The 26,234-nt window shown below is 31.9% G+C and carries 20 protein-coding genes; 15 read left to right on the forward strand and 5 right to left on the reverse strand.

All coding sequences use genetic code 11. The annotated features are described in order from the left end of the window. The first annotated feature begins 2 nt into the window (after positions 1–2). The 6 genes from VCM48_RS10850 to VCM48_RS10875 are packed head-to-tail and all read left to right on the forward strand — an operon-like array spanning position 3 to position 7,887. Positions 3–2,420 (forward strand): GNAT family N-acetyltransferase, encoded by a 2,418-nt coding sequence (locus VCM48_RS10850; protein WP_482270514.1) that lies wholly within the window; start codon positions 3–5, stop codon positions 2,418–2,420. Positions 2,421–2,422: 2 nt separating this feature from the next. Beyond that, complete coding sequence (locus tag VCM48_RS10855; RefSeq protein WP_482270515.1) at positions 2,423–3,013, forward strand: GNAT family N-acetyltransferase; 591 nt, start codon at positions 2,423–2,425, stop codon at positions 3,011–3,013. Further along, positions 3,003–4,814: an IucA/IucC family protein gene (locus VCM48_RS10860; protein ID WP_274638971.1), complete on the forward strand. Its 1,812-nt coding sequence runs from the start codon at positions 3,003–3,005 to the stop codon at positions 4,812–4,814. Before VCM48_RS10855 ends, VCM48_RS10860 begins: the two co-directional genes overlap by 11 nt. Before the next feature lie 26 nt (positions 4,815–4,840). Beyond that, complete coding sequence (locus tag VCM48_RS10865; RefSeq protein WP_482270516.1) at positions 4,841–5,941, forward strand: heparan-alpha-glucosaminide N-acetyltransferase domain-containing protein; 1,101 nt, start codon at positions 4,841–4,843, stop codon at positions 5,939–5,941. Between the two features lie 2 nt (positions 5,942–5,943). Continuing rightward, positions 5,944–6,972: an alpha/beta hydrolase gene (locus tag VCM48_RS10870; RefSeq protein ID WP_482270517.1), complete on the forward strand. Its 1,029-nt coding sequence runs from the start codon at positions 5,944–5,946 to the stop codon at positions 6,970–6,972. Positions 6,973–6,975: 3 nt separating this feature from the next. Next, positions 6,976–7,887, forward strand: a complete 912-nt coding sequence (locus VCM48_RS10875) for a sterol desaturase family protein (protein ID WP_482270518.1) — start codon at positions 6,976–6,978, stop codon at positions 7,885–7,887. Positions 7,888–7,914: 27 nt separating this feature from the next. Here the strand turns inward: VCM48_RS10875 and VCM48_RS10880 are convergent, their stop codons facing one another. From VCM48_RS10880 to VCM48_RS10900, 5 genes are all read right to left on the reverse strand, one after another. Beyond that, positions 7,915–8,880, reverse strand: coding sequence for a helix-turn-helix domain-containing protein (locus VCM48_RS10880; protein WP_482270519.1), 966 nt, complete (start codon positions 8,878–8,880; stop codon positions 7,915–7,917). Positions 8,881–8,923: 43 nt separating this feature from the next. Next, the gene (locus VCM48_RS10885; protein WP_482270520.1) at positions 8,924–10,996 is read right to left on the reverse strand and encodes a PepSY-associated TM helix domain-containing protein; all 2,073 of its coding nucleotides are present in this window, start codon (positions 10,994–10,996) and stop codon (positions 8,924–8,926) included. Then, a complete protein-coding gene (locus VCM48_RS10890; protein WP_099214815.1) occupies positions 10,996–11,298 on the reverse strand; it encodes a hypothetical protein in 303 nt (100 codons plus the stop codon). The genes VCM48_RS10885 and VCM48_RS10890 overlap by 1 nt, the downstream gene beginning before the upstream one ends. Before the next feature lies 1 nt (position 11,299). Further along, the gene (locus tag VCM48_RS10895) at positions 11,300–11,629 is read right to left on the reverse strand and encodes a hypothetical protein (RefSeq protein ID WP_482270521.1); all 330 of its coding nucleotides are present in this window, start codon (positions 11,627–11,629) and stop codon (positions 11,300–11,302) included. A gap of 88 nt (positions 11,630–11,717) precedes the next feature. Next, the gene (locus VCM48_RS10900) at positions 11,718–14,126 is read right to left on the reverse strand and encodes a TonB-dependent siderophore receptor (protein ID WP_482270522.1); all 2,409 of its coding nucleotides are present in this window, start codon (positions 14,124–14,126) and stop codon (positions 11,718–11,720) included. Positions 14,127–14,488: 362 nt separating this feature from the next. On the opposite strand from VCM48_RS10900, the gene VCM48_RS10905 reads away from it, so the two are divergent. The 9 genes from VCM48_RS10905 (at position 14,489) to VCM48_RS10945 (ending at position 26,216) form a co-directional block, all read left to right on the forward strand. Then, a complete protein-coding gene (locus VCM48_RS10905; RefSeq protein WP_482270523.1) occupies positions 14,489–15,646 on the forward strand; it encodes a homogentisate 1,2-dioxygenase in 1,158 nt (385 codons plus the stop codon). 84 nt (positions 15,647–15,730) lie between these two features. Next, the gene (hppD, locus tag VCM48_RS10910) at positions 15,731–16,891 is read left to right on the forward strand and encodes a 4-hydroxyphenylpyruvate dioxygenase (protein ID WP_099214811.1); all 1,161 of its coding nucleotides are present in this window, start codon (positions 15,731–15,733) and stop codon (positions 16,889–16,891) included. A gap of 188 nt (positions 16,892–17,079) precedes the next feature. Beyond that, a complete protein-coding gene (locus VCM48_RS10915) occupies positions 17,080–17,997 on the forward strand; it encodes a tryptophan 2,3-dioxygenase family protein (protein WP_099214810.1) in 918 nt (305 codons plus the stop codon). Between the two features lie 103 nt (positions 17,998–18,100). Further along, positions 18,101–18,877, forward strand: coding sequence for a DUF3108 domain-containing protein (locus VCM48_RS10920; RefSeq protein ID WP_124587729.1), 777 nt, complete (start codon positions 18,101–18,103; stop codon positions 18,875–18,877). Between the two features lie 98 nt (positions 18,878–18,975). Beyond that, positions 18,976–20,256, forward strand: coding sequence for a peptidoglycan DD-metalloendopeptidase family protein (locus VCM48_RS10925; RefSeq protein ID WP_482270524.1), 1,281 nt, complete (start codon positions 18,976–18,978; stop codon positions 20,254–20,256). A gap of 2 nt (positions 20,257–20,258) precedes the next feature. Next, on the forward strand, positions 20,259–21,830 hold the full coding sequence (gene pgi, locus VCM48_RS10930) for a glucose-6-phosphate isomerase (protein WP_482270525.1): 1,572 nt from the start codon (positions 20,259–20,261) through the stop codon (positions 21,828–21,830). Between the two features lie 217 nt (positions 21,831–22,047). Then, on the forward strand, positions 22,048–24,831 hold the full coding sequence (locus tag VCM48_RS10935; protein ID WP_274638986.1) for a TonB-dependent receptor: 2,784 nt from the start codon (positions 22,048–22,050) through the stop codon (positions 24,829–24,831). Positions 24,832–24,938: 107 nt separating this feature from the next. After that, positions 24,939–25,361, forward strand: a complete 423-nt coding sequence (locus tag VCM48_RS10940) for a hypothetical protein (RefSeq protein ID WP_273693727.1) — start codon at positions 24,939–24,941, stop codon at positions 25,359–25,361. A 126-nt stretch (positions 25,362–25,487) separates the two neighbouring features. Beyond that, a complete protein-coding gene (locus VCM48_RS10945) occupies positions 25,488–26,216 on the forward strand; it encodes a lysophospholipid acyltransferase family protein (RefSeq protein ID WP_482270526.1) in 729 nt (242 codons plus the stop codon). Positions 26,217–26,234 lie beyond the last annotated feature (18 nt).

The raw sequence follows: 26,234 nt of genomic DNA on the forward strand, positions 1-26,234 counted from the left end.
TTATGATAACTACAGATACCATAGTTTTTTCAAAAGATTATAAAGACTTCGGAACGATTACCATTCGTCCTTTTCAAGTAAAAAAAGACAGTGCTTTTTTACAACAATGGGTAACTCAAGAATATGCTGTTTTTTGGGGAATGCAAAATGCAACGGTAGAAGAAGTTGAAGAAGAATATACCCAACTTGTTGCACCAAAACATTACGATGTTTTTGTAGGAATGTTTCATAACGAACCCGCATTTATAGTAGAACGCTACAATCCGCAACTAGATATTATTAATGATTTTTATAAAGCTAAAGCATCCGATTGTGGAGTACACATTATTGTAGCACCGCCAAAAATCACTAAAATACCAAACTTTACATGGTTTATGTTTCGAGCAATCATGGATTTTGTTTTTACAAACCCAACTATTAACAGAATAGTAGTGGAGCCAGATATTCGAAACAAAAAAATGTTTGCACTGTGCCAACGCATAGGTTTTCAACTAGGAAATGTAATAGAACTACCTAACAAAACAGCACAATTAGCATTTTTAACCAAAACTAATTACCAACAAAAAATCCAATCCTTTTCACCATCAAAAAGAAGTGCCATGAATACTTTAGATAATGTGGTTTCTCCACAACAATCAACACAACATATACAACCCAAAATTTGGCAAAAAGCCAATCTATTATTAGTAAAAAAAGCATTGTGTGAGTTTTTACATGAACTACTAATACAACCTGAAGTAATTCAAGAACTAAATAGCGGATATAAGTTATATAAAGTTCATGCAGATAATACAGAAATTCAATATGAGTTTAAAGCAAAACCAATGGCTTTGAATCATTTGATGATTGATGAAAGTTCTATAAGAAGGTATGTAAAAGACGTTGAAGAAGAGGTTGATGCAATCACTTTTATAAAAGAGTTTAGAAAAGCGCTGGGAATTGCTGATGAAAAAATGCCAGTGTATTTAGAAGAAATCATAAGTACGCTATACGGAAGTGCGTTTAAGATTACAAAAGGAAATCCTACAGCCGAAGAATTAGCAACAGCCGATTTTCAAACGATAGAACAATCAATGACTGAAGGGCACCCAGGTTTTGTAGCAAATAATGGTAGAATAGGTTTTGATAGTAGCGATTATCGTTCGTATGCACCTGAAGCAGGAAACTCTTTTTCGTTATTATGGTTGGCGGGGCATACTGCGAAAGCAGTGTATTCAGCAATAGAGACATTGCCTTATGAAACCTTAGTACATAAAGAGTTAGACGCCGATACCATAGCACAATTCAATAAAATAATTGAAGAAAAAGGCTTTAGTCCAAAGGATTACTTATTTATTCCTGTTCATCCATGGCAGTGGTTTAACAAATTAGCTACAATTTTTGCTTCAGAAGTAGCCAAAGGAGATTTAATCTGCCTAGGATACGGACCAGATCAATACTTAGCGCAGCAATCCATAAGAACCTTATTTAATATAACCAATCCGAAGAAATTTTATACGAAATCGGCATTGTCTATTCTAAATATGGGCTTTATGAGAGGGTTACCATTGTATTATTTAGGAACAGCTCCAAAAATGGCGGTTTGGTTAGAAAACCTATTATATAACGATGCTTATATAAAGGCAAACGGATTTAGGATGTTAAGTGAAATAGGCTCGGTAAGCTATGTGAATCCATATTTTGAAGAGTTTGGTTCACACAATGATTATAATAAAATGTTAGCGTCGTTATGGAGAGAAAGCCCATATTCAGTAGTTAAACAGAACCAAAAACCACTAACGATGGCTGCATTATTACATATAGACAATCACGGAAAAGCATTATTACCAGAAATTATTAAGGACTCTGGTATTTCAATAGACAACTGGTTGCGTAGCTATTTAAAGGCGTATTTAAGTCCAATGTTACACTGTTTTTATGAGTACGATTTGGTGTTTATGCCACATGGGGAAAACATTATCATGGTATTAGAAAATAACATTCCGGTATATGTTTTATTAAAAGATATTACTGAAGAAGCATGTATTTTAAATCCTGAAGTTGAACTTTCTGAAGACTTGAAGAGAATGTATGCTCCAGTTCCAGAAGACGTAAAACTATTATCAATTTTTACAGATATGTTTGATGGTTTCTTCCGCTTTTTAGCACCAATTTTAGAGGAACATGCTAATTACAGCGAGCACCGTTTTTGGGAGTTGGTAGCAGAAAATATTCAGGAATATCAAGAACAGTTTCCAGAATTATCAAATAAGTTCAAACAGTATGATTTGTTTGCTGAAGACTTTAAGCTTTCGTGTTTAAATAGACTGCAATTAAATAATCACAAACAAATGATTGATTTAGATGACCCTGTTGCCCTACTCCAATTTGCAGGAAAGTTAAAAAACCCGATAGCAGCATTTAAAACTCAGGAAGTATAACTATGGTTCAAACACATCAAAAAGTATTTAGTAAAGAAATTAAGGGATTGGGGGTAATCAGTATTCGTCCATTTCAACTGGAAACAGATACACCAATGTTGCATAGTTGGGTAACACAACCCTATGCAAAATATTGGGGGATGTTAAATAAGTCTTTAGAAGAAGTGGGTGCAGAATATCAAGAAATTGAAAACAATCCATATCATCATAGTTATATAGGAATGTTAAATGATACTCCTGTATTTTTAATGGAGTTGTACAAAGCATCAGAAGACATCATAACAAACTATTACAATGCACAAGAAAACGATTACGGAATGCATGTTTTGGTAGCACCAGTAGAAAGAAGAATACCACAGTTTACATGGCATGTGTTTTCAACCATTATCGATTATTTTTTCAGCTTACCACAAGTGGAAAGAATTGTTGTAGAACCCGATGTGAATAATGAAAAAATTCATATGCTAAATAAAAAAGCAGGTTTTGAATACCAAAAAGAAGTTGAGTTACCTCATAAAAAAGCGGTCTTAGCTTTTTGTACAAGAGAGATGTACCAATCAGCTTTAACCAAACTAGAACAACATGACAAATAATATAGCACATTTACAACCTGAAGTATGGAGTTTTGTAAATCGTCAATTAATAAAAAAAGCAATCAGTGAGTTTTCACATGAGCTTATTTTAATTCCTGAATTTATTTCAGAAGAAGTTCATGGATGTGTATATCAAATCATTTCTGATAATAAGGAGTTTACATATCATTTTAAGGCGAAGAAATATTTACTCGACCATTGGAGGGTCGATGCAAAGAGCATTGTCAAAAAGAATAATTCATCAGAAGAAGTTTACCTAGATGCACTGCACTTTATTACGGAATTCCAAAATACCTTAGGTATCCCTAACGAGTTTTTAGCAACTTATTTAGAAGAAATAACGAGCACGCTTTCTGGTGCAGCATATAAATACACGAACAAAAAATTTTCAGCAAGTGAATTAGCCGAAAAAAACTTTCAAGAAATAGAGCATGCGATGACAGAAGGACATCCATGTTTCGTAGCTAATAATGGTAGAATCGGATTTAATATAGACGATTATCATAGATACTCGCCAGAAAGTAATCAATCATTTAAACTCATTTGGATTGCAGCTCATAAAAAGTATGCGGCTTACACAGCTGTTAAAGGTTATGAGTATGAAAAACTTCTAGAAAATGAATTAGGTGAAGAAAAAGTGAGTTCATTTAAAGAAGTCTTGAAAAAACATAATGTTGCTTCAGAAGATTACATTTTTATACCAGTACACCCATGGCAATGGAAAAATAAAATCATAGCTGTTTTTGGGGCGGATATTGCTCAAAAAAACATCATTTTGCTAGGTGAAAGCGATGATGACTTTTCAGCTCAACAATCTATCAGAACACTCTTTAATGCTTCACATCCAGAAAAACTGTATACAAAAACAGCGTTGTCAATTTTAAACATGGGCTTTATGCGTGGACTTTCTCCTTATTACATGCAAAGTACGCCGCATATTACCCAATGGATAACAGGTTTGTTGGTAGACGACACATATTTACAAAACAATGGATTTACCATGTTGGGAGAAGTGGCAACGGTAGGATATTATAATCACTATTATGAGGCATTAGGTAAAACGAATCCGCATAACAAAATGCTATCAGCCTTGTGGCGAGAGAGTCCGTTTACAAAAATAAGCTCTAACCAACGAGTACTTACGATGGCTGCTTTATTGCATGTAGACTATCAAGAAAAATCATTTTTAACCGCTTTAATAGAAGCATCTCCTTATGATACAGGTACATGGATTCAACGTTATTTAAAAGCTTATTTAACACCTCTATTACATTGCTTTTATAAGTACGAGTTTGTGTTTATGCCACATGGAGAAAACCTTATTCTAGTATTAGAAGAAAACACACCAGTATATGTATTAATGAAAGACATTACTGAAGAAGTGATTGTTTTTAATGAAGCAATGCACTTGCCAGAGCATGCCAAAAGATTGTTTACTAAAACTTCTGATACAATGAAAATACTAACAATTTTCACAGATGTTTTTGATTGCTTTTTCCGTTTTATGGCACAACAATTAGACAGTTACACAAACTTTTCAGAAGAAAATTTCTGGGAATTGGTGGCAGAATGTGTGTATGAGTATCAGGGAGAGCATTCAGAGTTTTCAGAAAAATATGAGCGATACGATTTGTTTGTTAATGAGTTTGATCGTTGCTGCTTAAACAGATTACAATTAAGTAATACAAAACAAATGTTGAGTTTAGCCGATCCAATTGAAAGCTTAAAATTGGAAGGAACTCTAGAGAATCCACTAGCAAAATTTAAAAAAGAAGAGACAGCAGTAAAAATAATAGCTTAAAAAATATAGAATTTAAAAAGAATTAAATGGAAAAACAAAATAGAGTAAGAGCTGTGGACTTTGTAAGAGGATTTAGTGTTCTTATTATGATTCCAGTACATGTGATGATGATTTTTTCAAGTATGGATACTTGGGAAAACTCGATAACTGGAAATATAGCTCAGATATTAGAAAGAGGATCACCGGTTTTCCTTATTGTAATGGGGATATCATTTGCATTCTCAAGAAATTCAAATAGAAAAGGAATCCTTAAAAAAGCATTATTCATAATTACTTTAGGATACGTTTTAAACTTCTTAAGATTTATAGTACCTCTTTTGTTTTTTGGAGGTTTCCCAGAAAGTTTTGTAAAGGCAAGCGGGCTTCAAGTAAGTAATCCGTATAGCATGTTAAACTACTTCTTAAAAGGTGATATGTTTCAATTAATAGGTATATCATTATTTTTAATAGGCCTGTCGTTTAAGTTCTTAATTAAGAATAAAAACATGCTCATACTTATAGTACTGGTCGTTATGTGGCTTTCAAAGATTGTAAGTGGTATTCAACTAGGAATTCCTGGGGTAGATTATGTTTTAAACCTTATTTGGGGTGATAACTTTGATGTATACTTTCCTTTATTTCCGTGGATTTCATTTATTCTGATGGGACTGTATTTAGGATTAAGATACCAAGAAGCACCTGAAAATGCTGATAAATCTTTATTCAGACCAATGTTGTATATAGGCATCGTTTTTCTCGTAACAGGAAAGTTACTGTGTGATTATAATTATGAATACCATTTTGGAGATTATTATCATTTAGGTCCAGGAGGAAGTATGGGATTAATGGGGTGTATCTTAGTTCTTTTCTGGTTGTATTATTTAATAGAACGAAATCTGCCTAAGAACAATTACGTAAGCAGATTGTTTTTTTACTGTAGCAAGAATGTTACCTCTTTTTATATGATACAATGGGTGTTGATTTATTGGTTGTTAGCGTTTACAGAATTTTCAGCTTATAACGAACCAATGGTTTTAGCCATTATGTTAGTTATAAACTTAGGAACTTTCAGTTTATTATATCTGTTTAACAAATACAAGGTTGCTAAGAGGAGTAAAAAAACAAGGGTAACACAACAAATAGCATAGGTATGAGGAAGTTATTAATTATTGCTGTTGTTTTATTGCAGCTTAAATCTACAGCGCAAGCAAGATTAGCAGGAAGCTATGGATTAGATCCTACTGTTCAAGAATTTTTAGAAGTTATCCATTCTTATCAAGGCCCATCATTACAAGATTTGCCTCTGGATGTGGGAAGGCTAGCAATGGAAAACATGCAAAAAGATTCAACCTTAACTTATGATAAAGTAACTTTTACAAAAGTTTCCTTTAAAGAAGGAGATAGAAGAGTAAATTCTGTAATCATAAAGCCTAAAAAGGCTGAAAAATTGCTTCCAATATTAGTATATTTCCATGGAGGAGGATGGGTGTTTAATAGCTTTGAAACACACAAACGATTAATGCGAGATATTGCTTTAAAAGCAAATGTAGGAGTTGTTTTTGTAGAATATTCAAGAGCACCAGAAATAAAGTATCCTGTAGCAAATGAAGAAGGGTATGCGGCAGCTTTATTTATGTCAAAATATGGGAAAAACTATGGATTAGACTCAAACAGAATTATAGTTGGTGGTGACAGTGTAGGAGGAAACATGGCAACTGTTGTAGCAATGAAGGCAAAAGAAAAAGGAACTCCTAAAATTCTTGGACAAGTATTGTTGTATCCTGTAACCGATGCTAATTTAAACACCAAATCATACGAACGATTTTCTAAAGGGCATTATTTAACTAGAGCTACCATGAAATGGTTTTGGGAAGTATATGCTCCTGATAAAAGCACGCAATCATTAGCAACTGTAACTCCTTTAAAAGCAAGTTTAGAAGAACTTCAAAATTTACCTAAAACCTTTTTAATAACGGCGGAATATGATGTGCTAAGAGACGAAGGTGAAGCGTATGCAAAAAAATTAAGAACAGCTAAAGTACCAGTTATATCAACAAGATATGGAGGAACAATACACGATTTTATAGTACTAAATGCTCTTAGAAAAACCGAAGCTTCAAAAGCAGCAGTAGCACAAGTGTGTGCTTTTTTAAAGAATAATTTTTATAAGAATAATTAAAAAATGGATTTATCATCTATAAAAGTACTTGTAGGTCAATTAGAACATATGAGTATAATAGTACTTGTTTTAATGCTAGTTGAATGGGGAATTCTTATAGTAACAAGTTATGTAGAAAAAAACAAAGAAGGAGTCGTTAGTATTGTATCATATTTAGTGCAAAGTATTCCATATTTTTTATTATCAAAAGTGTTTATTGTAGCTAGCATGTTTTGGTTGTATGAAAACAGATTGTTTACCTTGGGGTTTCAATGGTATGTCTGGGTTGCGGCTTACTTATTGTACGATTTTACAGTGTTTTTTATTCATTTATTAGGGCATAAAGTTCGAGTTTTATGGTGTATTCATGGTGTGCATCATACAGCAGAAGAAATGAATTTAACGGTAGTTGCTCGAGGATCAATCTTTGATGTGTTTTTTACTCCGTTTAATTTTATATGGCTTCCAATAGTAGGATTTCATCCATTAATGATTTTTGTAATTGAGCCCATAGCAAGATTATATGCTACGCTAACGCATATAAACGAAAAAGTTATTGGAAAGCAGAAACAGTTGGATAAGATATTAATTACACCTTCAGTTCATAGGGTTCATCATGCTAAAAATCATATCTATTTAGATAGAAATTATGGCGAAACCTTTAGTATTTGGGATCGCTTATTTAAAACTTTTCAAAAAGAATTAGATAATGAAAAGATTGAATATGGAATTATGCATGACAAATTGAATAGTGAAAGCCTATGGGATGTACAGTTTCTACTATGGAAAGAATTATGGTTAGATGTTAAAAAAGCACCGAGATTAATAGATAAAGTAAAATATGTTTTTATGCCTCCAGGTTGGAACCATATTGATGGAGGAAAAAAAGCAAGAGAGTACAGGAATGAAGCTTGGTTAAATAAACTTAATAAATAAAAGAATAATAAAATTAGATTCTAGCTTTTAAGGGGGAGAATAATTCTTTCTAAACTCTTTAGGAGTAACTTTTTCAAACTTTTTAAAAGCAGCTGTAAAATGAGTAGGGTTTTTATACCCTACCATATCAGCTACTTCATAAATAGGTCTTTGAGTATGAGTCAATAGGTTTTTAGCCTTCTCCATTCTTAATTTTTTAGCATAATTGAAAATAGTTTCATCAAACAATTTTTTAAACTCATTTTTTAAAACATTTTGATTCAGTAATACTTTACGAGCAAGTTGCTGTATAGATATCTGTTCATGTAGGTTCGTTTGAAGTATAGCTTCTACTTTATATATTTTCTTAAGAATATTCTCATTAGAATTACTCGCTTTTTTTGTACGAATAGCTAATTGAAGATGTAGTAATTCTAAAGTTTTTGATTCTAAAAAAAGACGTTTAAGTAACCCTTTTTGTGAATTAAGAAGTACTTCATTAACAACTTTCTCCATATTAGAAGTTAATTGTTGAGTAAAGATTTCTGTTTTTTTTAAACCAAGCGCCTTATCATTGGACAAAAGAGCTTGCATTTGATGTTTTTGTATGAAAGAATCATACATGCTAATTTTAATTTCGTTTATAGGTTTGTCTCTGTAAAAAAAGGCTTTATTATCTTCATTGTTATTGTATAGAAGACAGCTTTCATTTTTTTCAAGAATAAGGTCGTTTTTGAAATCAGAAAAACGAATAATCTTTTCCCCTTCTATTAAAACAGATAGTTCTAAAGAACTTAAGTTATGATCTGAGGTAAAAAGAAAATCTTTTTTAAACTTAGCATTTATTATAGTAATTAATAAACCATCAAAATAGTAACTAGTTATAATTCCATTACCATAGGCAGCATTAACTGTATAGGTATAGGTTGTTATACCACAGTTTATACTTTTATTTTGTAACTGTAGTATTTTTTGTAACTGTAATGTTTCATCTTTGGCTATAGCAATTTCCATAAAATTGGGGGACTAAGGAAATGTAGATTAAGCTTATTGTATATTAAATATCTTTAATCCATTTATAAATATTAATAATTAAAAATACACTTGCAATAGCAACCAGAAGAAGCATAAATATCTCAGAAACATTACTTGACTCATGTAAGATAGCCTCAAAGAAATGATATACGTTATACAAACCAGCAATACTTGCCCATACGATTGAAGTTACTTTAAACCATTTCTTAGAAATTTCAATAGTTAATAAACCAAAAAGCAAACACATTCCTTCAAATAAGATACGATATATGTGATGTATAAAAGGAGCTTCACCAGTTGCGCCTTCCATTACTAAGGTTTCATTGTAGTATATATTGAACAGTCCGTAAATGTGGTGAACTATCCAGCCAATTGCTAAAAATATCCAAAGGATTATAATTTTTGTTCTCATAGGTATGTGGTTTTTATTGTTTAATAATTGTTTTTTCTCGTTAGTTAAATCTTTAGCTGTCTTTTGTGCTTCTTCAGCTAATAACTGTTTACGGTTTTTATAATCTATAGGGTGTTTTGTAAAAGCACTTTTAGCTTTTGCTTCAGGTTTAATTTTAAGGTAGATGAATAGCGCAGTAACTGAAATACCTATCCATAATAAATCAACTGTAAGAATATCAAATTGCTTAGCTTTATAGGTGTTCCAAATCCAGTTATTGGAAACAATACCACTAGCAACCGGAACTAAAAAACCAAGAATAGCACCTACCAACAAAGTAGTTTTGTTTGTGAAATAATTATTTCGCTTAAATCTAAAGTAGAGGGTTGCTAGTAACCAAACAGCAAAAAACCAAGTATATAAAATGCTCATTTTTTGAGTTTGATAAGTTGCTGGTAATAATTTTACGACCAAGAAAAATAAGGCGATAACAGGAAATAATGACAAGCAAATAGCAAGATAAATATGTCCTACCTTGGCTGTGTATAAGCGTTGCTTTAAGCTCATGCTTTTTTTATTGCGAGCTTCAATCCAGATTAATACCCCCGTGATAATTACAAAGCAAGTAATAAGTGCTAGAATAAAGTAAATAACTTTTACAGCAACACCTCCAAAATTACCATAATGTAAGCGACTTACAGAAAGCTGGATGTCATCTGTATACTTACTTTCATTAGGGTTTCTTACAATCGAAGTTTTATCAGTCTCAAAATCATAAAATATCATCCCTGAACTTAAAAAGCGTTCTTTATAATCCAGCTCACCAATCAAGCAGTATTTCATATTAGTACCACCATAGTTTTTAATTAAAACATAATTTGAATTAAAATGAGACCAGCGGTTAGCATTTTCTTTTACAAATTTATTGACACTAGGAATTTCTTTGTCTGTTTTAGCAATCCATTCATACGATGTACGGTCGGGGCGTAAATCTTCCATTAGTTTATCTTGGTCACCACCATATAAAAAGTTTGCAGGAAGTAAAACAAATAAACTTAAACAGAAATAAGCAGCAGTAACAGCGTACATAAACTGAAAAGGAAGTCCAATAATTCCCAATGCTGTATGTGCGTCTGTCCAGACTCTTTTTAAAGCAATTTTGGGATTGAACTGGTAAAAGTTTGAAATAATTTTTTTCCAATGCACAATCACTCCAGTAACAATGGCAAACAAAAAGAATAAGGATACAAAACCGGCAAGGTAAATTCCAATAGTAGGAATTTGTGTAAAGAAATGTAAACGGTATAAAAACTCTCCTAAACCATATTTCTCTACATAACTAGCTGTTTCACCAGTATGAATATTTATAGCTTGATAGTTTTGATATTTTGCTTCATCAGGAATATTTACTGTGTCTTTAGCAGCTGAGGTTAAGACATAGATGTTGTCGCTTTTATGCCCTAAGTAAAAACGAATATCTCTACTCGTTAAATGATGGTTTTCTGAGAGTTTTTTTAATAAAGAATCATAATCAATATTTTCTCTAGCAATATTTTGTGAATGTTTACCGTCTTCCCAAGCTTCAATTTCATCTTTAAAAAGAGCAAAAGCACCTGTAAAAAAGATAACATATAAGGCTACACTTATAACAATACCGCTAACCGTATGTGTATTGAAAAATACATTGTAATTTCTGTTACTCATTATACAAATGGATTTTGTTGATTTCCGAAGTAATAAATTACATATAGGATTATTGAAATTATGAGATATAAAATCCAAACTTTCCATCCATTTTTAAACAAGTAAGGAACAACTAACAAAGCGCCCCAAACAATAAAAATGGTGTAAATAGAGGTTATTAGTACTTCTTTTGGATTGGGTAGCCATAAAACTAAACACATATGTAGTAGAGCACTTATGATGTATCCACCAATGAGACCAGCAGAGATTTTTGCGAACTGCTGCCAAGGTGATTGGTTTAAATATTTAGAATTAGCAGGCATATTAAAAAATGAGTTCTATTAAAAAAGTTAACGTAAATAAGACAGTTAAAAAAGCATAGTTTATCATTCTTAAAGGAGTAATGAGAATGATAAGACTTAAAAATAGAGAGATAGCTACAATCCAAGTAATAATTCCAGCTGAAAGTCTAAAAAAAGTGATTGATAATAATAAACCTACTAATAGGAAGATTAATCCAATTATATTAGTAAAATGTTTATGAGACTGAAACCATTTTTGCAAAGAAAAAGTATTTGATAAATAAGCTTTTTCAGAAGTGTTATACAAAGCATAACATCCGAGGAAAATAATAAGAAAAGTAACTGTTTTCATAGTGGTTTAATCAAAGAACAAAACCCTGAACATAAAAGTTCAGAGTTTTGTGTTTGCAACATTTAATAATTCAAATAGCTATTCATATTTAAAATTTATAACTAACAGTACCCAAGAAGGCTCTTGGAGCTTGAGGAGTTAAAGTACTCCATCCTGTATAGTACTCTTTGTCTGTTAAGTTGTTCCCTTTTACACTAATTCTAAATTTATCGACTTCATAATAAATAGAAGCGTTAAAAATAGTATAGGCTGGTAAGTAAAATTCTCCTACCGATGGGTATCCTACCATAGTATTGTATTTGCTAGCACCGTTAAATCCAAAACCTAACCCTAGGTTTTTAACAAAACCGTCTTGAAATTTATAATCAGCCCAAAAATTGTAAGAAGTTTCAGGTCCTGCTTCAGCTAATCGTTGATCTACTAAATCAGGCCTTGATTTCGACTCAGTAACTTTTGCGTCATTATAACTAATACCTCCACGTAAGTTTAATCCGTTAACTGGGTTTGCGTTTACTTCTAGTTCAAAACCTTCACTTTTAACAGTGGCATCTTGTTGTTTATTAGCCCCCGTCCCCATAACCTTATCTTTTACAGTTATGTTATAATAACTTAAAGTGGTTTCTATTTTATTATTAAGTAAGTTTGTTTTTACACCAAACTCTAACTGATTAGCTTGTTCTAGATCATATGATTGAATCTTAGTAGCTCCATTAGGGTTAGAAATATCTACAGGAACTCTTTCTGGATTCACGTAAGAAAATCCATTTTGATAATTAGCAAAAACAGATAGTTGATCTAAAATTGGTTGGTAAACAATTCCGAACTTAGGTGAGAAGGTTGATTTAGTATATTCTTTTTCGTCATCGCTTGAGTCGTTTGCATCACCTCTATAATTGAATCGATCATAACGAACTCCAGCCATTACAGAAAGTTCAGGTAAAATGTTTACTACATCAGAAAGATAACCACTAAGAACATTTTGATTTATATCAGAATTTGACCTGTCAACATTAGCTAAAACAGTATCAAGACTTGCTCTTGTTGTTGGTAAATTAGCAAAGCCAAAAGCAGGAGGTACAGGAATTAGTTGTCCTTGTGGGTTTACAACATTAATTCCACGATAACCAGAACCATTATCTATAATTTGTGACTCTAAATAATCAACACCAACTACTACTCTATTTCTAACAGAACCTAGCTTAAAGTCTCCTGTAAAGTTTTGTTGTAAACTAAGAGTATTAGTAGAAGCGTCTGTTTTTTGAGCATATAATCCAAATAAATCATCTTGAACATTATATAAGTAGGTGTAATATCCTTTTGATTTTGTGTTACTACTAGCTACAATTGTTTGAGAAGACCAGTTATCGGTAATTTTATAAGCAGCTTCACCTCTATAATTTTGATTAGGGTTCTTAATAGAAATGTCGTTGTTTGTTAACGATTTCTCTCTGTCGTAATTTAGCTCTGTTAAATTTTTAACGGTAAGAGGAGCTCCTCTGTTTAAAAATAGAAAAGTTTGATTTGTTTGATCTGTCGATGACAATTCATAATTAAAATTCAAAGTCAATCGATTATTTACTTTATAAGATATAGCAGGAGCTAAGAATAAAGCTTTTCTAAAACCAGCGTCTTGAAAACTATCTTGTGTTTGATAACCTGCGTTTAATCGTAATGAGATATTTTCATTTTCTTCAAGGTTAGTATTAAGGTCAACCGTTAGTTTTTTAAAACCAAAAGAACCACCACCAACAGTAATATTTCCGCCAGTTCCCTTATAAGGTTTTTTGGTAACTATATTAATTAAACCTCCATATGATGTAACAGTGCTTCCGTATAAAGTGGCAGAAGGCCCCTTTATAACCTCAATTCTTTCTACATTATCAGGGTTAATAAAACCATTTGTAATTCCAGGAACACCATTAACTAATTGTGGTTGAACAGAAAAACCGCGAATAGAATAGTAACCAGCACCATCTCCACTTCTACCAGTTGAAGACCATAATTTTTCAACTCCAGTCGTGTTTTTTAAGGCTTCTTCAAAGCTTGTAACAGACTGTGAAACCAATAGCTGATTAGTTACTGTGCTATATACTTGTGCATTTTCAATGTTTTTTAAAGGTAGTTTTGCTACATAAGCAGTCTTTTTTCTAGAAAACTTGTTTTTTCTATGAGTGTCAACAGTTACCTCGTTAAGTATTTCGTTACCTTCATATAAGGTAATTTGTAAGTTTTGTGTATTGCTATTAGTTTTTACATTTTTAGTTTTAAAACCAATATAGGATACTATCAATGTTATTTCTCCTTTTTTGGAGATAGGGATTGTAAATTTACCATCAATGTCGGTTTGCACCCCTTTTTGAGTTCCTTCAATAAGTATGTTAACACCTATTAAAGGGTCGTTATTATTGTCTAATACAGTACCACTAATCTTTCCCCCTTGTGCTACTGAATTTAATATTCCTAGAAACAGGATGACTGTTGTTAAAAAGCCCTTCATTTATTTCTTATTTAGATTTAATAAAAATTATTTAATATCGCAAATGTATCTCAGAGAGGTTAAGTATCAAAATTTATTTAGATTAATTTTAAATAAAAAAATCTAAAATTTTGAAATTTAATGAGATATCAACATCTTTTTAAATTTGGTATATTTGTAAAACGCAACTAAAAACCTATTAAAATGCATTGGAAAGATCTTTTAGCGCATTTAAAGTTCATGATAAAACGGAATCCGGAGTAGCTATCATTGATTGATTTTAGGAGTTAGTCATTACTATAATGAGTAGAATAAATAGACTAATAAAGAAAGAGAGTTAATTGTTAGATTAACACATTGTTGAATTATCAAATTAAGAAAAGATGCCTTTTTATCATAAATTAGGAAAAATTCCACACAAGCGACATATTCAGTTTCGTAAAGAAGACGGAAGTTTATATTACGAACAATTATTTGGTACGATTGGTTTTGACGGGATGTCTACCAATAGTTACCATGAATATAGACCAACAATGGTCAAAGAAATCCGTAAGCAATATTCGATAGCGCCTAAGGTAGCAAAAGAAAACAATATTCAATCGTATCGTTTTAGAGGGTTTCAAGTAGCACCAGAAAATGATTATTTACAAAGTAGAAAAGTAGTACTTACCAACTCTGATTGTAATATCATTTTAGCGGCTCCAAAAGAGTCTACCAAAGAATACTTTTACAAAAATACAGATGCAGATGAGGTAATTTTCATCCATAAAGGAACTGGGAAATTACGCACTATGTTAGGTAACTTAGAATTTAAATACGGTGATTACTTAGTAATTCCTCGCGGAGTAATTTATAAATTGGATTTTGATACAGAAGATAACAGGTTATTTATCGTTGAATCTTATCGTCCAGTATACACTCCAAAAAGATACCGTAACTGGTTTGGTCAATTATTAGAACACTCACCATTTTGTGAGCGTGATATTCGTAGACCAGAAGAACTAGAAACACATAACGAAAAAGGAGACTTCGTTATTAATGTGAAAAAACAAAATGAAATTATTGAAATGGTATACGCAACACACCCTTTTGATGTTGTTGGGTATGATGGATATAACTATCCATATGCTTTTTCAATTCACGATTTTGAACCAATAACAGGTCGTATACATCAACCGCCTCCAGTACACCAAACATTTGAGACAGATGCATTCGTAATCTGTAGTTTTGTACCTCGTTTATACGATTATCATCCAGAAGCAATACCAGCTCCATACAATCATAGTAATATTGATTCTGACGAAGTATTGTATTATGTAGACGGAGACTTTATGAGTAGAAATGATATAGATGCAGGACATATTTCTTTACATCCAGCGGGAATTCCTCACGGACCACACCCAGGAGCAGCAGAAAGAAGTATTGGAGAAACAGTAACCGAAGAATTAGCGGTAATGGTAGATACTTTTAAACCATTAAAAGTAACTGAAGAAGCTATGAAAATAGCTGATGAAGATTATTATAAATCTTGGTTAGAGTAGTTCAGTATATCAATGTGACAATTTGAAAATGTGTCAATTCAATTTTCAAATTAACTAATTATCAAATTTTCAAAATAGAGAGAAATGTCAAAAGAAATAAAATCAGTAAACTACGGTTTAGAAAAAATATTTGAAGGAGCACAAGACTTCTTACCACTTTTAGGAACAGATTATGTAGAGTTTTATGTAGGAAATGCAAAGCAAGCAGCACACTTTTATAAAACTGCATTCGGTTTCCAATCATATGCATACAAAGGATTAGAAACAGGATCTAAAGAAGAAGTAAGTTATGTGTTAAAACAAGATAAAATCAAATTAGTTTTAACAACTCCATTAAACAGTAAATCTCCAATTAATGATCATATTGTAAAACATGGAGATGGAGTTAAAGTAGTAGCACTTTGGGTTGAAGATGCAAGAAAAGCATATGAAGAAACAACTTCACGTGGAGCAAAATCATACATGGAGCCAACAGTTGAAACAGACGAACACGGAGAAGTTGTAAGAGCAGGGATTTATACTTATGGGGAAACTGTTCATATGTTTGTAGAGCGTAAAAATTATAACGGAACGTTTTTACCAGGTTTCAAAAAATGGGAATCAGATTATAACCCACCAGCAGCAGGTTTAAAATATATCGATCATATGGTAGGTAATGTTGGTTGGAACCAAATGGACGTTTGGGTGAAGTGGTATGAAGATGTGATGGGATTTGAAAACTTCTTATCATTTGATGATAAACAAATTCATACAGAATACTCGGCTTTAATGAGTAAGGTAATGTCTAATGGAAACGGAAGAATTAAATTTCCAATTAATGAACCAGCTGAGGGGAAAAAACGTTCTCAAATTGAAGAATATTTAGATTTTTATGAAGGTGCAGGAGTACAACATATAGCTGTGGCTACTGATGATATTATAAAAACAGTAAGTCAATTAAAATCTCAAGGAGTAGAGTTTTTGTCAACTCCACCAGAAGCATATTATCAAGCAGTTCCAGGAAGATTAGAAGAGTTTAGTCACGAGTTAAGAGAAGATATTGAAAGGCTAAAATCTTTAGGAATCATGATCGATGCTGATGAAGAAGGGTATCTATTACAAATCTTTACAAAACCTGTAGAAGATCGTCCGACCTTGTTCTTTGAAATCATTCAACGTATGGGAGCTCGCGGATTTGGAGCAGGGAACTTTAAAGCTTTGTTCGAGTCGATTGAAAGAGAGCAAGAATTAAGAGGAACTCTGTAAAAATTTATTTTATAAGATAAAGCAAATCAAAAACCAAGATTCAAGACAGTATAAATTGCCTTGTTTCTTGGTTTTTTATTATTTATATGATGAATCAAAATAGGTATTTAAATATAAAATCTCCTTTCTCATAAAACTTACTTAAGCTAAAGAGTAAGAATGTAGAACAATTATAAAAGAACAAACAAATGAGTAAAGAAGAAATATTAAAAGCAATAGAAGAAAAATACGATAAATTGGGTGTTCCTGTTGAAGCAATGTTAGAAGGGTTGCTTTGGAGTGAGCCTATAACCTATTGGGATTATATACAAACAGATGCGCTACTAGGACTACAAATTCCTAGAACTACGTTGCCAGATGAAATGGTTTTTATCATGTATCATCAAGTGAATGAATTGTTGTTTAAAATGATTTTGTGGGAAATTGACCAAGTAGCAAAAGCAGAAGAAATTACAGCAGATAAGTTCTCAAAACACTTAATGCGTATCAGTCGTTATTTTGATATGTTATGTAGTTCTTTTACAGTTATGGGTGACGGAATGGATGTAGAACAATACTTAAAATTCCGCAATACACTAACGCCTGCAAGTGGTTTTCAAAGTGCACAATACCGTAAAATTGAATTTGCCTCTACAGACCTTATTAATTTGATAGATGCACGTTATCGAGATACAATTGATAGAAATTCATCATTTAAAAATGCCTATGATCACTTATACTGGCAAGCAGCAGGTAAAAATTATACAACAGGTCAAAAAACAACTTTATTAAATTTGTTTGAGAAAAAGTATATGGGTGAATTTATAGATTTTATGGAAGATTATAATGACTGTAACCTTTCAAAAAAATTCAAGCAATTACCTGAAGAAGTTCAAGAAAATGAAGAGCTAATAAAAGCAATGCGTCATTACGATTATACTGTAAATGTTAAATGGGTAATGGCACATTATAATGCAGCTGGGAAATATTTAGGAGGAAGCGATGGAGACCTAGAAGCCACAGGAGGTAGTAATTGGCGTAAATATTTGCACCCAAAATATCAAAGAAGAATTTTCTTTCCATACCTATGGAGCCAAGAAGAATTAGAAAACTGGGGAACGTTTTAAATTCTAGTAACTATAAGATAAAAGCTGTTTAATATTCTGTTAAACAGCTTTTTTTAATTTTTGGAACGGTAATTGTCTATCAATTTTCATAAGTTTGAACATTATGAGAAAAAGAATATTGTTTTTTACATTTTTAGTAGTTGCACAAAGTTTTTTTGCACAAAGTAAACCAACAGCTTATAAGAGCGGAGAATGGCTTCGTTTTGATATGAGCTATAGTGGGTTTTTAAAAGCAGGAACAGCAGTTTTACAGTTAAAAGAAAAGAATTTAAATAACCAAAAAGTACTACATGCTGTAGGAACAGGTAAAACAACGGGTGTTATAAGTTGGTTTTTTAAGGTTGAAGACAGGTATGAAAGTTATTTTGGAATTGACAAAGTGCAACCTTATTTATTCAAAAGAAAAATAGATGAAGGAGGTCATAAAAAGAATCGTCATATAACCTTTAATCATAAAAAAAACACAGCGTACGTTCAAGATTTCCGTAAGCAAAAAGATACATTAATTTCTGTTAGATCACCTCAAGACATGATTTCTACTTTCTATTTTTTAAGAAGTCAGAATACCAAAAACTTAAGAAAAGGAGATGAAATCAAGCTTGATATGTTTTTCGATAATAAAAGTTACCCGTTTAAATTACGATTTTTGGGGCACGAAACATTAAAAACAAAGTTTGGTAAGGTTAAAACACAAAAATTTAGACCATTGGTTCAAGCCGGTAGAGTTTTTAAAGCAAAAGAAAGTGTTACTATTTGGATTTCAGCAGATGACAATAAAATACCAATAAAAATGAAAGCTTCTTTAGCCGTTGGATCATTACGTGCAGAATTAGATGCTTATAAAGGATTAGCAAACCCTTTTGAAATAGTTGTAGATTAAAAAAACTATATAAGCTGTTTAAGAATTGTTAAAGTGGGAGGAAAAATAGTATTTATTTGTACTTTTGCGCATAAACTCAAATTTAAAGCAGCTTTTTTTTGAAAAAATTCATTCTTACATTCATTATTTCATGTCTTTTCTTTTCATGTAAAAAAGAAAAGAAAGTAGTCGTACAAGAACCTATCAAAATAGAAAAACCAAAGCCTATTATAGCTTATGGTTTTAATTTAGATAATTATAAGGTTATTAACGATACTATAAAGAATGGAGAAAGTTTTGGGGTAATTATGGATAGACATCATGTAATGTATCCTAAAATTAACGAAATAGCAACCAGAATTAAAGATACTTTTGATGTAAGAAGGATACGATCAGGAAAAGCGTACACAATTTTAGCTTCAAAAGACAGTTTAGATCAAGCACAGGTTTTTATTTATAAACACAACAAAGTAGAAGCTACTATTATCGATTTTAAAGATTCTATAATATCTGCATATAAACATAGAAAAAAGATTAAGACTGTTGAAAAAGAAATAGCAGGTAAGATTTACTCTAATTTATCCATAACAATGGATAGTTTACAGTTAAAACCAACACTTACCAACACAGTAGCAGATATTTATGCTTGGACACTAGATTTTTATCGTTTACAAAAAGGAGATACATTTAAATTAATTTTTGAAGAAAAGTTTATAAACGATACAACCTTTGTTGGGTATGGTAAAGTAAAAGCTGCTATTTTTAAGCATAATGGAGAAGATTTGTATGCGTACAGATATGTAGCCGATTCAATAAAAAAAATTCCTGAATATTACGATCAAGAAGGAAACATGCTACGAAGAGCATTTTTAAAATCTCCAATTAAATTTCAATACAGAATATCATCACGTTATAATTTAAGAAGGCGAATAAAACTTTATGGTAACAGAGTGAGGGCCCATAAAGGAACTGATTTTGCAGCTAGGTATGGAACGGAAATTATGTCTACAGCAAATGGTACTGTTGTAGAATCTGCGAGAAGGGGAGGGAATGGAAACTATGTTAAAATAAAGCATAATGGTACTTATACAACACAATATTTACACATGAAAAGGCGTAATGTGCGTGTTGGCGATTATGTAAAACAAGGAGATATTATTGGTTGGGTAGGTATGACAGGAAACACCAGTGGTCCGCATGTCTGCTACCGTTTTTGGAAAAATGGAAGACAAGTGGATCCGTTTCGTGAAAAATTACCCTCAGCAGAACCTTTAGATCCTAAAATAAAACCCACATATTTAGAATATATAAAACCATTAAAAAGACAATTAGACAGTATAAAATTACCACAACCAGAACCACTTTCATTTAAAGAAAAAGAAATTTTAGCTACACATTAATTATGCCATTACAGAATATAAATCCTACAAGAACTAATGCTTGGGAGAGGTTAACAAAACATTTTAATGAGGCGAAAGGTTATGAGTTAAAGGAACTGTTTCGTAAGAATAAAAATAGAAAAGATGAGTTTTCTATTTGTTTAGACGAATTGTCTGTGGATTATTCTAAAAACAGAGTAACCCAAGAAACAATTGATTTGTTAGTTTCCTTAGCTGAAGAGGTCAAATTAAAAGATGCTATTGAAAAGTACTTTTCAGGAGATAAAATTAATGTTACGGAAAATAGAGCAGTATTACACACAGCTTTAAGAAGTAGTTCTGATGCTCCTATTTTTGTAGATGGTAAAGATGTAAAGCCTAAAATTAAAACAGCTTTACGAAAGATGAAAGCCTTTAGTAATAAAGTTATTTCAGGAAAGTGGAAAGGGTATACAGGAAAACCCATCACAGATGTAGTTAATATTGGTGTAGGTGGATCAGATTTAGGACCTAAAATGGTTGTAGAAGCATTACAATTCTACAAAAATAAACTCAACACACATTTTGTGTCAAATATTGATGGAGATCATGTTTTTGAAGTCTTAAAAAAGATAAATCCAGAGACAACGCTTTTTATTGTAGTTTCTAAGAGTTTTACAACTCAAGAAACAATTAATAATGCTAATACAATAAGAGATTGGTTTTTAAAATCAGCTACTGTTTTTGATGTTTCTAAGCATTTTGTAGCTGTATCATGTAATATTAAAGCTGTTGAAAATTTTGGAATTGACAAAAAGAACATATTCCCTATGTGGGATTGGGTTGGTGGTCGATTTTCACTTTGGTCAACTGTAGGTCTATCGATTTCTTTATCCTTAGGTTTTGATAATTTTGAAAAACTGTTAAGAGGAGCTGAAAAAATTGATGAGCATTTTAGAACTACAAGCTTTGATAAAAACATACCAGTTATATTAGCTTTTTTAAGTGTTTGGTATAATAATTTCTTTGGTTCAGAAACAGAAATGGTATTACCTTACAGTGAGTACTTAGAGAGGTTACCAGCTTACTTGCAACAAGCTGTGATGGAAAGCAATGGTAAAGATGTTGATAGAAATGGAAATAGAGTTGATTACCAAACAGGAACTATTGTTTGGGGAGGAACGGGAGTGAATTCACAACATGCTTTTATGCAGCTATTGCATCATGGAACAAAATTAATACCAGTTGATTTTATTGGATTTAAAGAGTCTTTACATAGTTTAGAAGAACATCACGAAAAGTTACTCGCAAATTGTTTTGCTCAACAAGAGGCTTTAGCTTTTGGAAGAACTAAAGAAGAAGCTCATTTAGAATTAAAGGTTAATAATCAACTAAACCAAATAAATACACTTTTACCTTATAAAGTGTTTAATGGTAACCACCCTAGTAATTCAATAACTTTTAAAAAATTAACACCTTATTCTTTAGGAATGCTCTTAGCTATATACGAACATAAAATTTTTACTCAAGGAGTTTTATGGAATATATTCTCATACGATCAATTTGGTGTTGAATTAGGAAAAGAACTAGCCCAAAAAAAACTTATAAACGATTAAATTCTACCTAATCGTATCTCTTTTACGTTTTTTAACCTATATATAGGTTTTATTAACAATTAAGGTTGGGTGTAATGTGTTGTTTTTCAGTGTTAAATAGCTTTTTTTAGATGTTGTAGGGTCTTAATTTATTGTTAAAACTTAACATTAAGTTAATATTAGCACTAATGAAAAGCAGGATATTTGCACCTGCATTTAATAACAATTAGATTAAAAAATGAAAACATTTAAAAATGTATTACTTGTAGCTTTGTTCTTTGTAACAGCTACAGTTTTAGGTCAAACAAAAATTACTGGTACAGTAGTTGACGAAATGGGGGAACCATTACCAGGAGCTAACGTTGTAGTAAAAGGGACTACAAACGGTTCAGCAACTGACTTTGATGGAAAATTTATACTAAACGCTAGCTCAAACACAGGAGCAGTAGTAGTATCGTTTGTTGGGTATACTAACAAAGAAGTGTCTTTTTCTGGAGCTTCTGATTTAGGAACTATTGCTTTAGAGCCTTCCAATGTATTAGGAGAGGTTATTATCACTGGGGTTGTTGATATTGCAAAAGATAGAAAAACTCCAGTAGCTGTATCTACTATTAAATCTGAAGAAATTCAAGAAAAACTTGGATCTAAGGAGTTTCCAGAAATTTTAAATACTACTCCTTCTGTTTATGCAACAAAGCAAGGTGGTGGTTTTGGTGATTCAAGAATTAATATTCGTGGTTTTGACCAAAGAAATACAGCTGTTATGATTAACGGGATGCCTGTTAATGATATGGAAAATGGTTGGGTATATTGGTCTAATTGGGCTGGTCTATCTGATGTAACTTCTGCTATGCAAGTGCAAAGAGGTTTAGGGTCTTCTAAATTAGCTATTTCTTCTGTTGGTGGTACTATAAACGTATTAACTAGTTCTGCTGATAAAAAAGAAGGAGGTAGAGTTTATGCTAGTGTAGGAAATGATAATTATTTAAAAACAACCGTTTCTTACAATACAGGTTTGTTAGAAAATGGTTTATCTGTTTCAGCTTTGTTCGGTAGAGTGGCTGGAGATGGTTATGTTGATGGTACTGAGTTTGAAGGATATAATTTCTACTTAGCTTTAGGTTACAAACCTAATGAAAATCACGACTTTCAGTTCACGGTAACAGGAGCTCCTCAAAGGCATAACGGTAGAGGTTATGCACCTTCATTAAATGATTATATTAATTATGGTGATGGAGTTGACCCTAACAGGAAGTATAACTCTGATTGGGGGTATAGAAACGGTAAAGAAGAAACTTTTAGTGGGAACTTTTACCACAAGCCTGTTGCTTCTTTAAACTGGGATTGGAGAATAAACGATAATTCTAAATTGTCTACAGTATTATATGCCTCTTTAGGGAGAGGAGGATCAGTTGGGTCTATTGGACGTATTAATGGAAATCAGTCTTTTGGATCTAAATTAAAAGATGAAAATGGTTTAGTTCGCATTGATGATATTATAAGATGGAACAGAGGAGAAGAGGTAGTTGATTTTGGTGGAGGACAATATAACGACCCTACTATGAGAAGTCAATTCAATGGAGCGTATGTTAATACAGGTAATGATGGTCATCCTACAGGTGAAGGTAAATACGGAAGTGATAACGGTATTTCTCAAAGATCTTCGATGAATTCTCATAACTGGTTTGGAGCAATTTCAAACTTCAATACTAAACTAACTGATGAGTTAACATTGGATTTTGGAGTTGATTTAAGAACTTACAAAGGAATTCACTATAGGAGGTTAGTTGATTTAATGGGAGCTGATAGTTATGTTGATTATGATAATATAAATACCCCTGATGGAGCTGTAATTACTGAGACATACGCTCCAGAAATTTCAAATATTTGGAATGTTTTCAAAAGTGTAGATGATGAACAAAAAATAGATTATTATAATGACGGAAAAGTAAATTGGATGGGAGCTTTTACTCAGTTAGAGTATAGTAAAGATAATATCTCTGCATTTATTCAAGGAGCAGTTTCTCGTCAAGGATTCCAAAGAATAGATTACTTTAACTATTTAGATTCTGACCCAGAGCAGGCATCGGATTGGCAAAACCTTTGGGGAGGTAATATTAAAGGTGGAATTAATTGGAATATAAATGAACAACACAATGTGTTTGCAAATGCAGGTTATTATTCTAAGCAACCTTTATTTGATGCTGTTTTCCCAGATTATAACTCTAATACTGTAAGTGAGGGGTTAACCAACGAAAAAATTTTAGGCCTTGAAGTAGGGTATGGTTTTAGACACGAAAACTATAACGTAAACATTAACTTATATAGAACATCTTGGAAAGATAGATTTTTGACAGCATCTGGTGAATTTGATATTAATAATACACCTAGTGATGATAGAGATGATATTAGAGGGACAGCTAATTTACAAGGAGTTGAGCAAATTCATATGGGAGTTGAGTTAGAGGCAACAGCTAAATTTGGTAACTTAACAGTTAACTTAATGGGATCAATCGGTAATTATGAGTATGGTTCTGATGTTGTTGCAACTTATTTTGATGAATCTAATAACCCAATTATTGTAGGAGGAGTGGAACAAGAGAAAACATTGTACTTGGAAGATAAAAAAGTTGGAGATGTACCTCATACTACTTTCAGACTAGGGTTTGATTATAAAATCACTGAAGGGTTGAAGTTTGATATCAGCCAGTTCTATGTAGCCAACTTGTATGGATCTATTGATGCAGATGGATTCACTTCTCAGGATTCTGAATCATTAAAATTGCCTGGTTATTCATTAACTGATGCTGGAATTTCGTACAAGTATACTTTTAAGAATGATAACTCTTTAGGGTTACGTTTTAACGTAAATAACTTAACAGATGAGTTATACATTTCAGAAGCAGATACAAATAATGCTGCTCGTCCTGGAGATACAACTTGGAATGGTATTAATACTTCTAACAGAGTGTTTTTTGGTTATGGTAGAACTTGGAACTTAGGGTTGACTTATACTTTTTAATGTCAAACTTTAAGAAAAAATAAATTCAAAAACCACCTCAATTGAGGTGGTTTTTTTATGCAGAAAATTCAGTATTTTTACACTAACTAAAAATGTATAAAATCATGATGAAAACTTTGCACTCTTATTGGGCATATATTGTATTGGCAGTTTTAATTTTTACTGTTGTAAATGCTATTATAGGATTAGTACAAAAAAAAGAATTTACCCATAAAGAGTTTCGTTTAGGGTTGTTTACTTTAATTACAACTCATATTCAACTATTAATAGGTTTAGGATGGTATTTTATGTCCCCTTGGTATAAGGCCTTAAAAGCTAATGGAGGAGAAGTAATGAAAGAACCAATGGCAAGACTATTGGCTATTGAGCACCCATTAACCATGATAATTGCCATCGTGTTAATCACTATAGGTTGGTCAAAACATAAAAAACAAGTAAAAAGCGAAGCTAAGTTTAAAACCTTTACCATCTTTTATGGTTTAGCTTTAGTACTAATTCTCGCAAGAATTCCTTGGAGCAATTGGTTTTAAGATAAAATTATAGTCCCGCTTCCGCGGGATTTTCTATTTTTGCGCACTAGTAATGTTTTAATAATGAAATCGGTATGATTAACTTATTAAATAAAAGACTAAGCAAATAACAAAACAACTAATAGAATGAAGGTTTTAAGTTATATACTCTCATCAATCTTTGCATTGGTGTTTTTTTCTTTATTATTAATTTTTCATCCATTACAATGGTTAGGTCTTAAGCTCTTTGGACAAGAAGGACACCAGAACGTAGTAAATATTATGAATTGGTTCCTTATAAAATCATTATTGATATTAGGAATTAGAGTTCAGTTTGAAAATAAACAGGATTTACCAGAAAATACAACCTTAATTTTTGTCGCAAATCATCAAAGTACATTTGATATTCCGCCAATTATTTGGTATCTTAGGAAACACTACCCAAAATTTGTATCAAAAAAAGAGCTAGGAAAAGGAATCCCTAGTATTTCCTTCAATTTAAAACATGGAGGAGCGGCTTTAATTGATAGAAAAGACGCCAAACAAGCATTGTCAGAATTAGGAAAATTTGCGAAACGCATAAATGAGAATAAATGGTCTGCGGCTATTTTTCCGGAAGGAACAAGAAGTAGAACAGGAAAACCTAAGTCATTTTCTGTTAATGGGCTTAAAATGATAGCTAAATACAATCCAGAAGCTTATGTTGTTCCAATATCAATTAATAACTCGTGGAAAGTATTTAAATACGGAAAATTCCCGTTAGGAATTGGAAGCCCGATAAAGATAAAAACCCACGAACCAATAAAAGTAGGCAGTTTACCGTTTGATGAGTTAATTTTGAAAACAGAAACAGCTGTAAAGTCTGGGATATACTAAACGAAAACAAACAACAAT

The sequence above is a fragment of the Tenacibaculum sp. DPLXC6 genome, assembly GCF_056815515.1.

Bases quoted from the DNA above. Each gene is read 5' to 3' on its own strand.
- VCM48_RS10850 (WP_482270514.1), top strand. From the start codon at position 3: ATGATAACTACAGATACCATAGTTTTTTCAAAAGATTATAAAGACTTC.
- VCM48_RS10855 (WP_482270515.1), top strand. From the start codon at position 2,423: ATGGTTCAAACACATCAAAAAGTATTTAGTAAAGAAATTAAGGGATTG.
- VCM48_RS10860 (WP_274638971.1), top strand. From the start codon at position 3,003: ATGACAAATAATATAGCACATTTACAACCTGAAGTATGGAGTTTTGTA.
- VCM48_RS10865 (WP_482270516.1), top strand. From the start codon at position 4,841: ATGGAAAAACAAAATAGAGTAAGAGCTGTGGACTTTGTAAGAGGATTT.
- VCM48_RS10870 (WP_482270517.1), top strand. From the start codon at position 5,944: ATGAGGAAGTTATTAATTATTGCTGTTGTTTTATTGCAGCTTAAATCT.
- VCM48_RS10875 (WP_482270518.1), top strand. From the start codon at position 6,976: ATGGATTTATCATCTATAAAAGTACTTGTAGGTCAATTAGAACATATG.
- VCM48_RS10880 (WP_482270519.1), bottom strand. From the start codon at position 8,880: ATGGAAATTGCTATAGCCAAAGATGAAACATTACAGTTACAAAAAATA.
- VCM48_RS10885 (WP_482270520.1), bottom strand. From the start codon at position 10,996: ATGAGTAACAGAAATTACAATGTATTTTTCAATACACATACGGTTAGC.
- VCM48_RS10890 (WP_099214815.1), bottom strand. From the start codon at position 11,298: ATGCCTGCTAATTCTAAATATTTAAACCAATCACCTTGGCAGCAGTTC.
- VCM48_RS10895 (WP_482270521.1), bottom strand. From the start codon at position 11,629: ATGAAAACAGTTACTTTTCTTATTATTTTCCTCGGATGTTATGCTTTG.
- VCM48_RS10900 (WP_482270522.1), bottom strand. From the start codon at position 14,126: ATGAAGGGCTTTTTAACAACAGTCATCCTGTTTCTAGGAATATTAAAT.
- VCM48_RS10905 (WP_482270523.1), top strand. From the start codon at position 14,489: ATGCCTTTTTATCATAAATTAGGAAAAATTCCACACAAGCGACATATT.
- hppD (WP_099214811.1), top strand. From the start codon at position 15,731: ATGTCAAAAGAAATAAAATCAGTAAACTACGGTTTAGAAAAAATATTT.
- VCM48_RS10915 (WP_099214810.1), top strand. From the start codon at position 17,080: ATGAGTAAAGAAGAAATATTAAAAGCAATAGAAGAAAAATACGATAAA.
- VCM48_RS10920 (WP_124587729.1), top strand. From the start codon at position 18,101: ATGAGAAAAAGAATATTGTTTTTTACATTTTTAGTAGTTGCACAAAGT.
- pgi (WP_482270525.1), top strand. From the start codon at position 20,259: ATGCCATTACAGAATATAAATCCTACAAGAACTAATGCTTGGGAGAGG.
- VCM48_RS10935 (WP_274638986.1), top strand. From the start codon at position 22,048: ATGAAAACATTTAAAAATGTATTACTTGTAGCTTTGTTCTTTGTAACA.
- VCM48_RS10940 (WP_273693727.1), top strand. From the start codon at position 24,939: ATGAAAACTTTGCACTCTTATTGGGCATATATTGTATTGGCAGTTTTA.
- VCM48_RS10945 (WP_482270526.1), top strand. From the start codon at position 25,488: ATGAAGGTTTTAAGTTATATACTCTCATCAATCTTTGCATTGGTGTTT.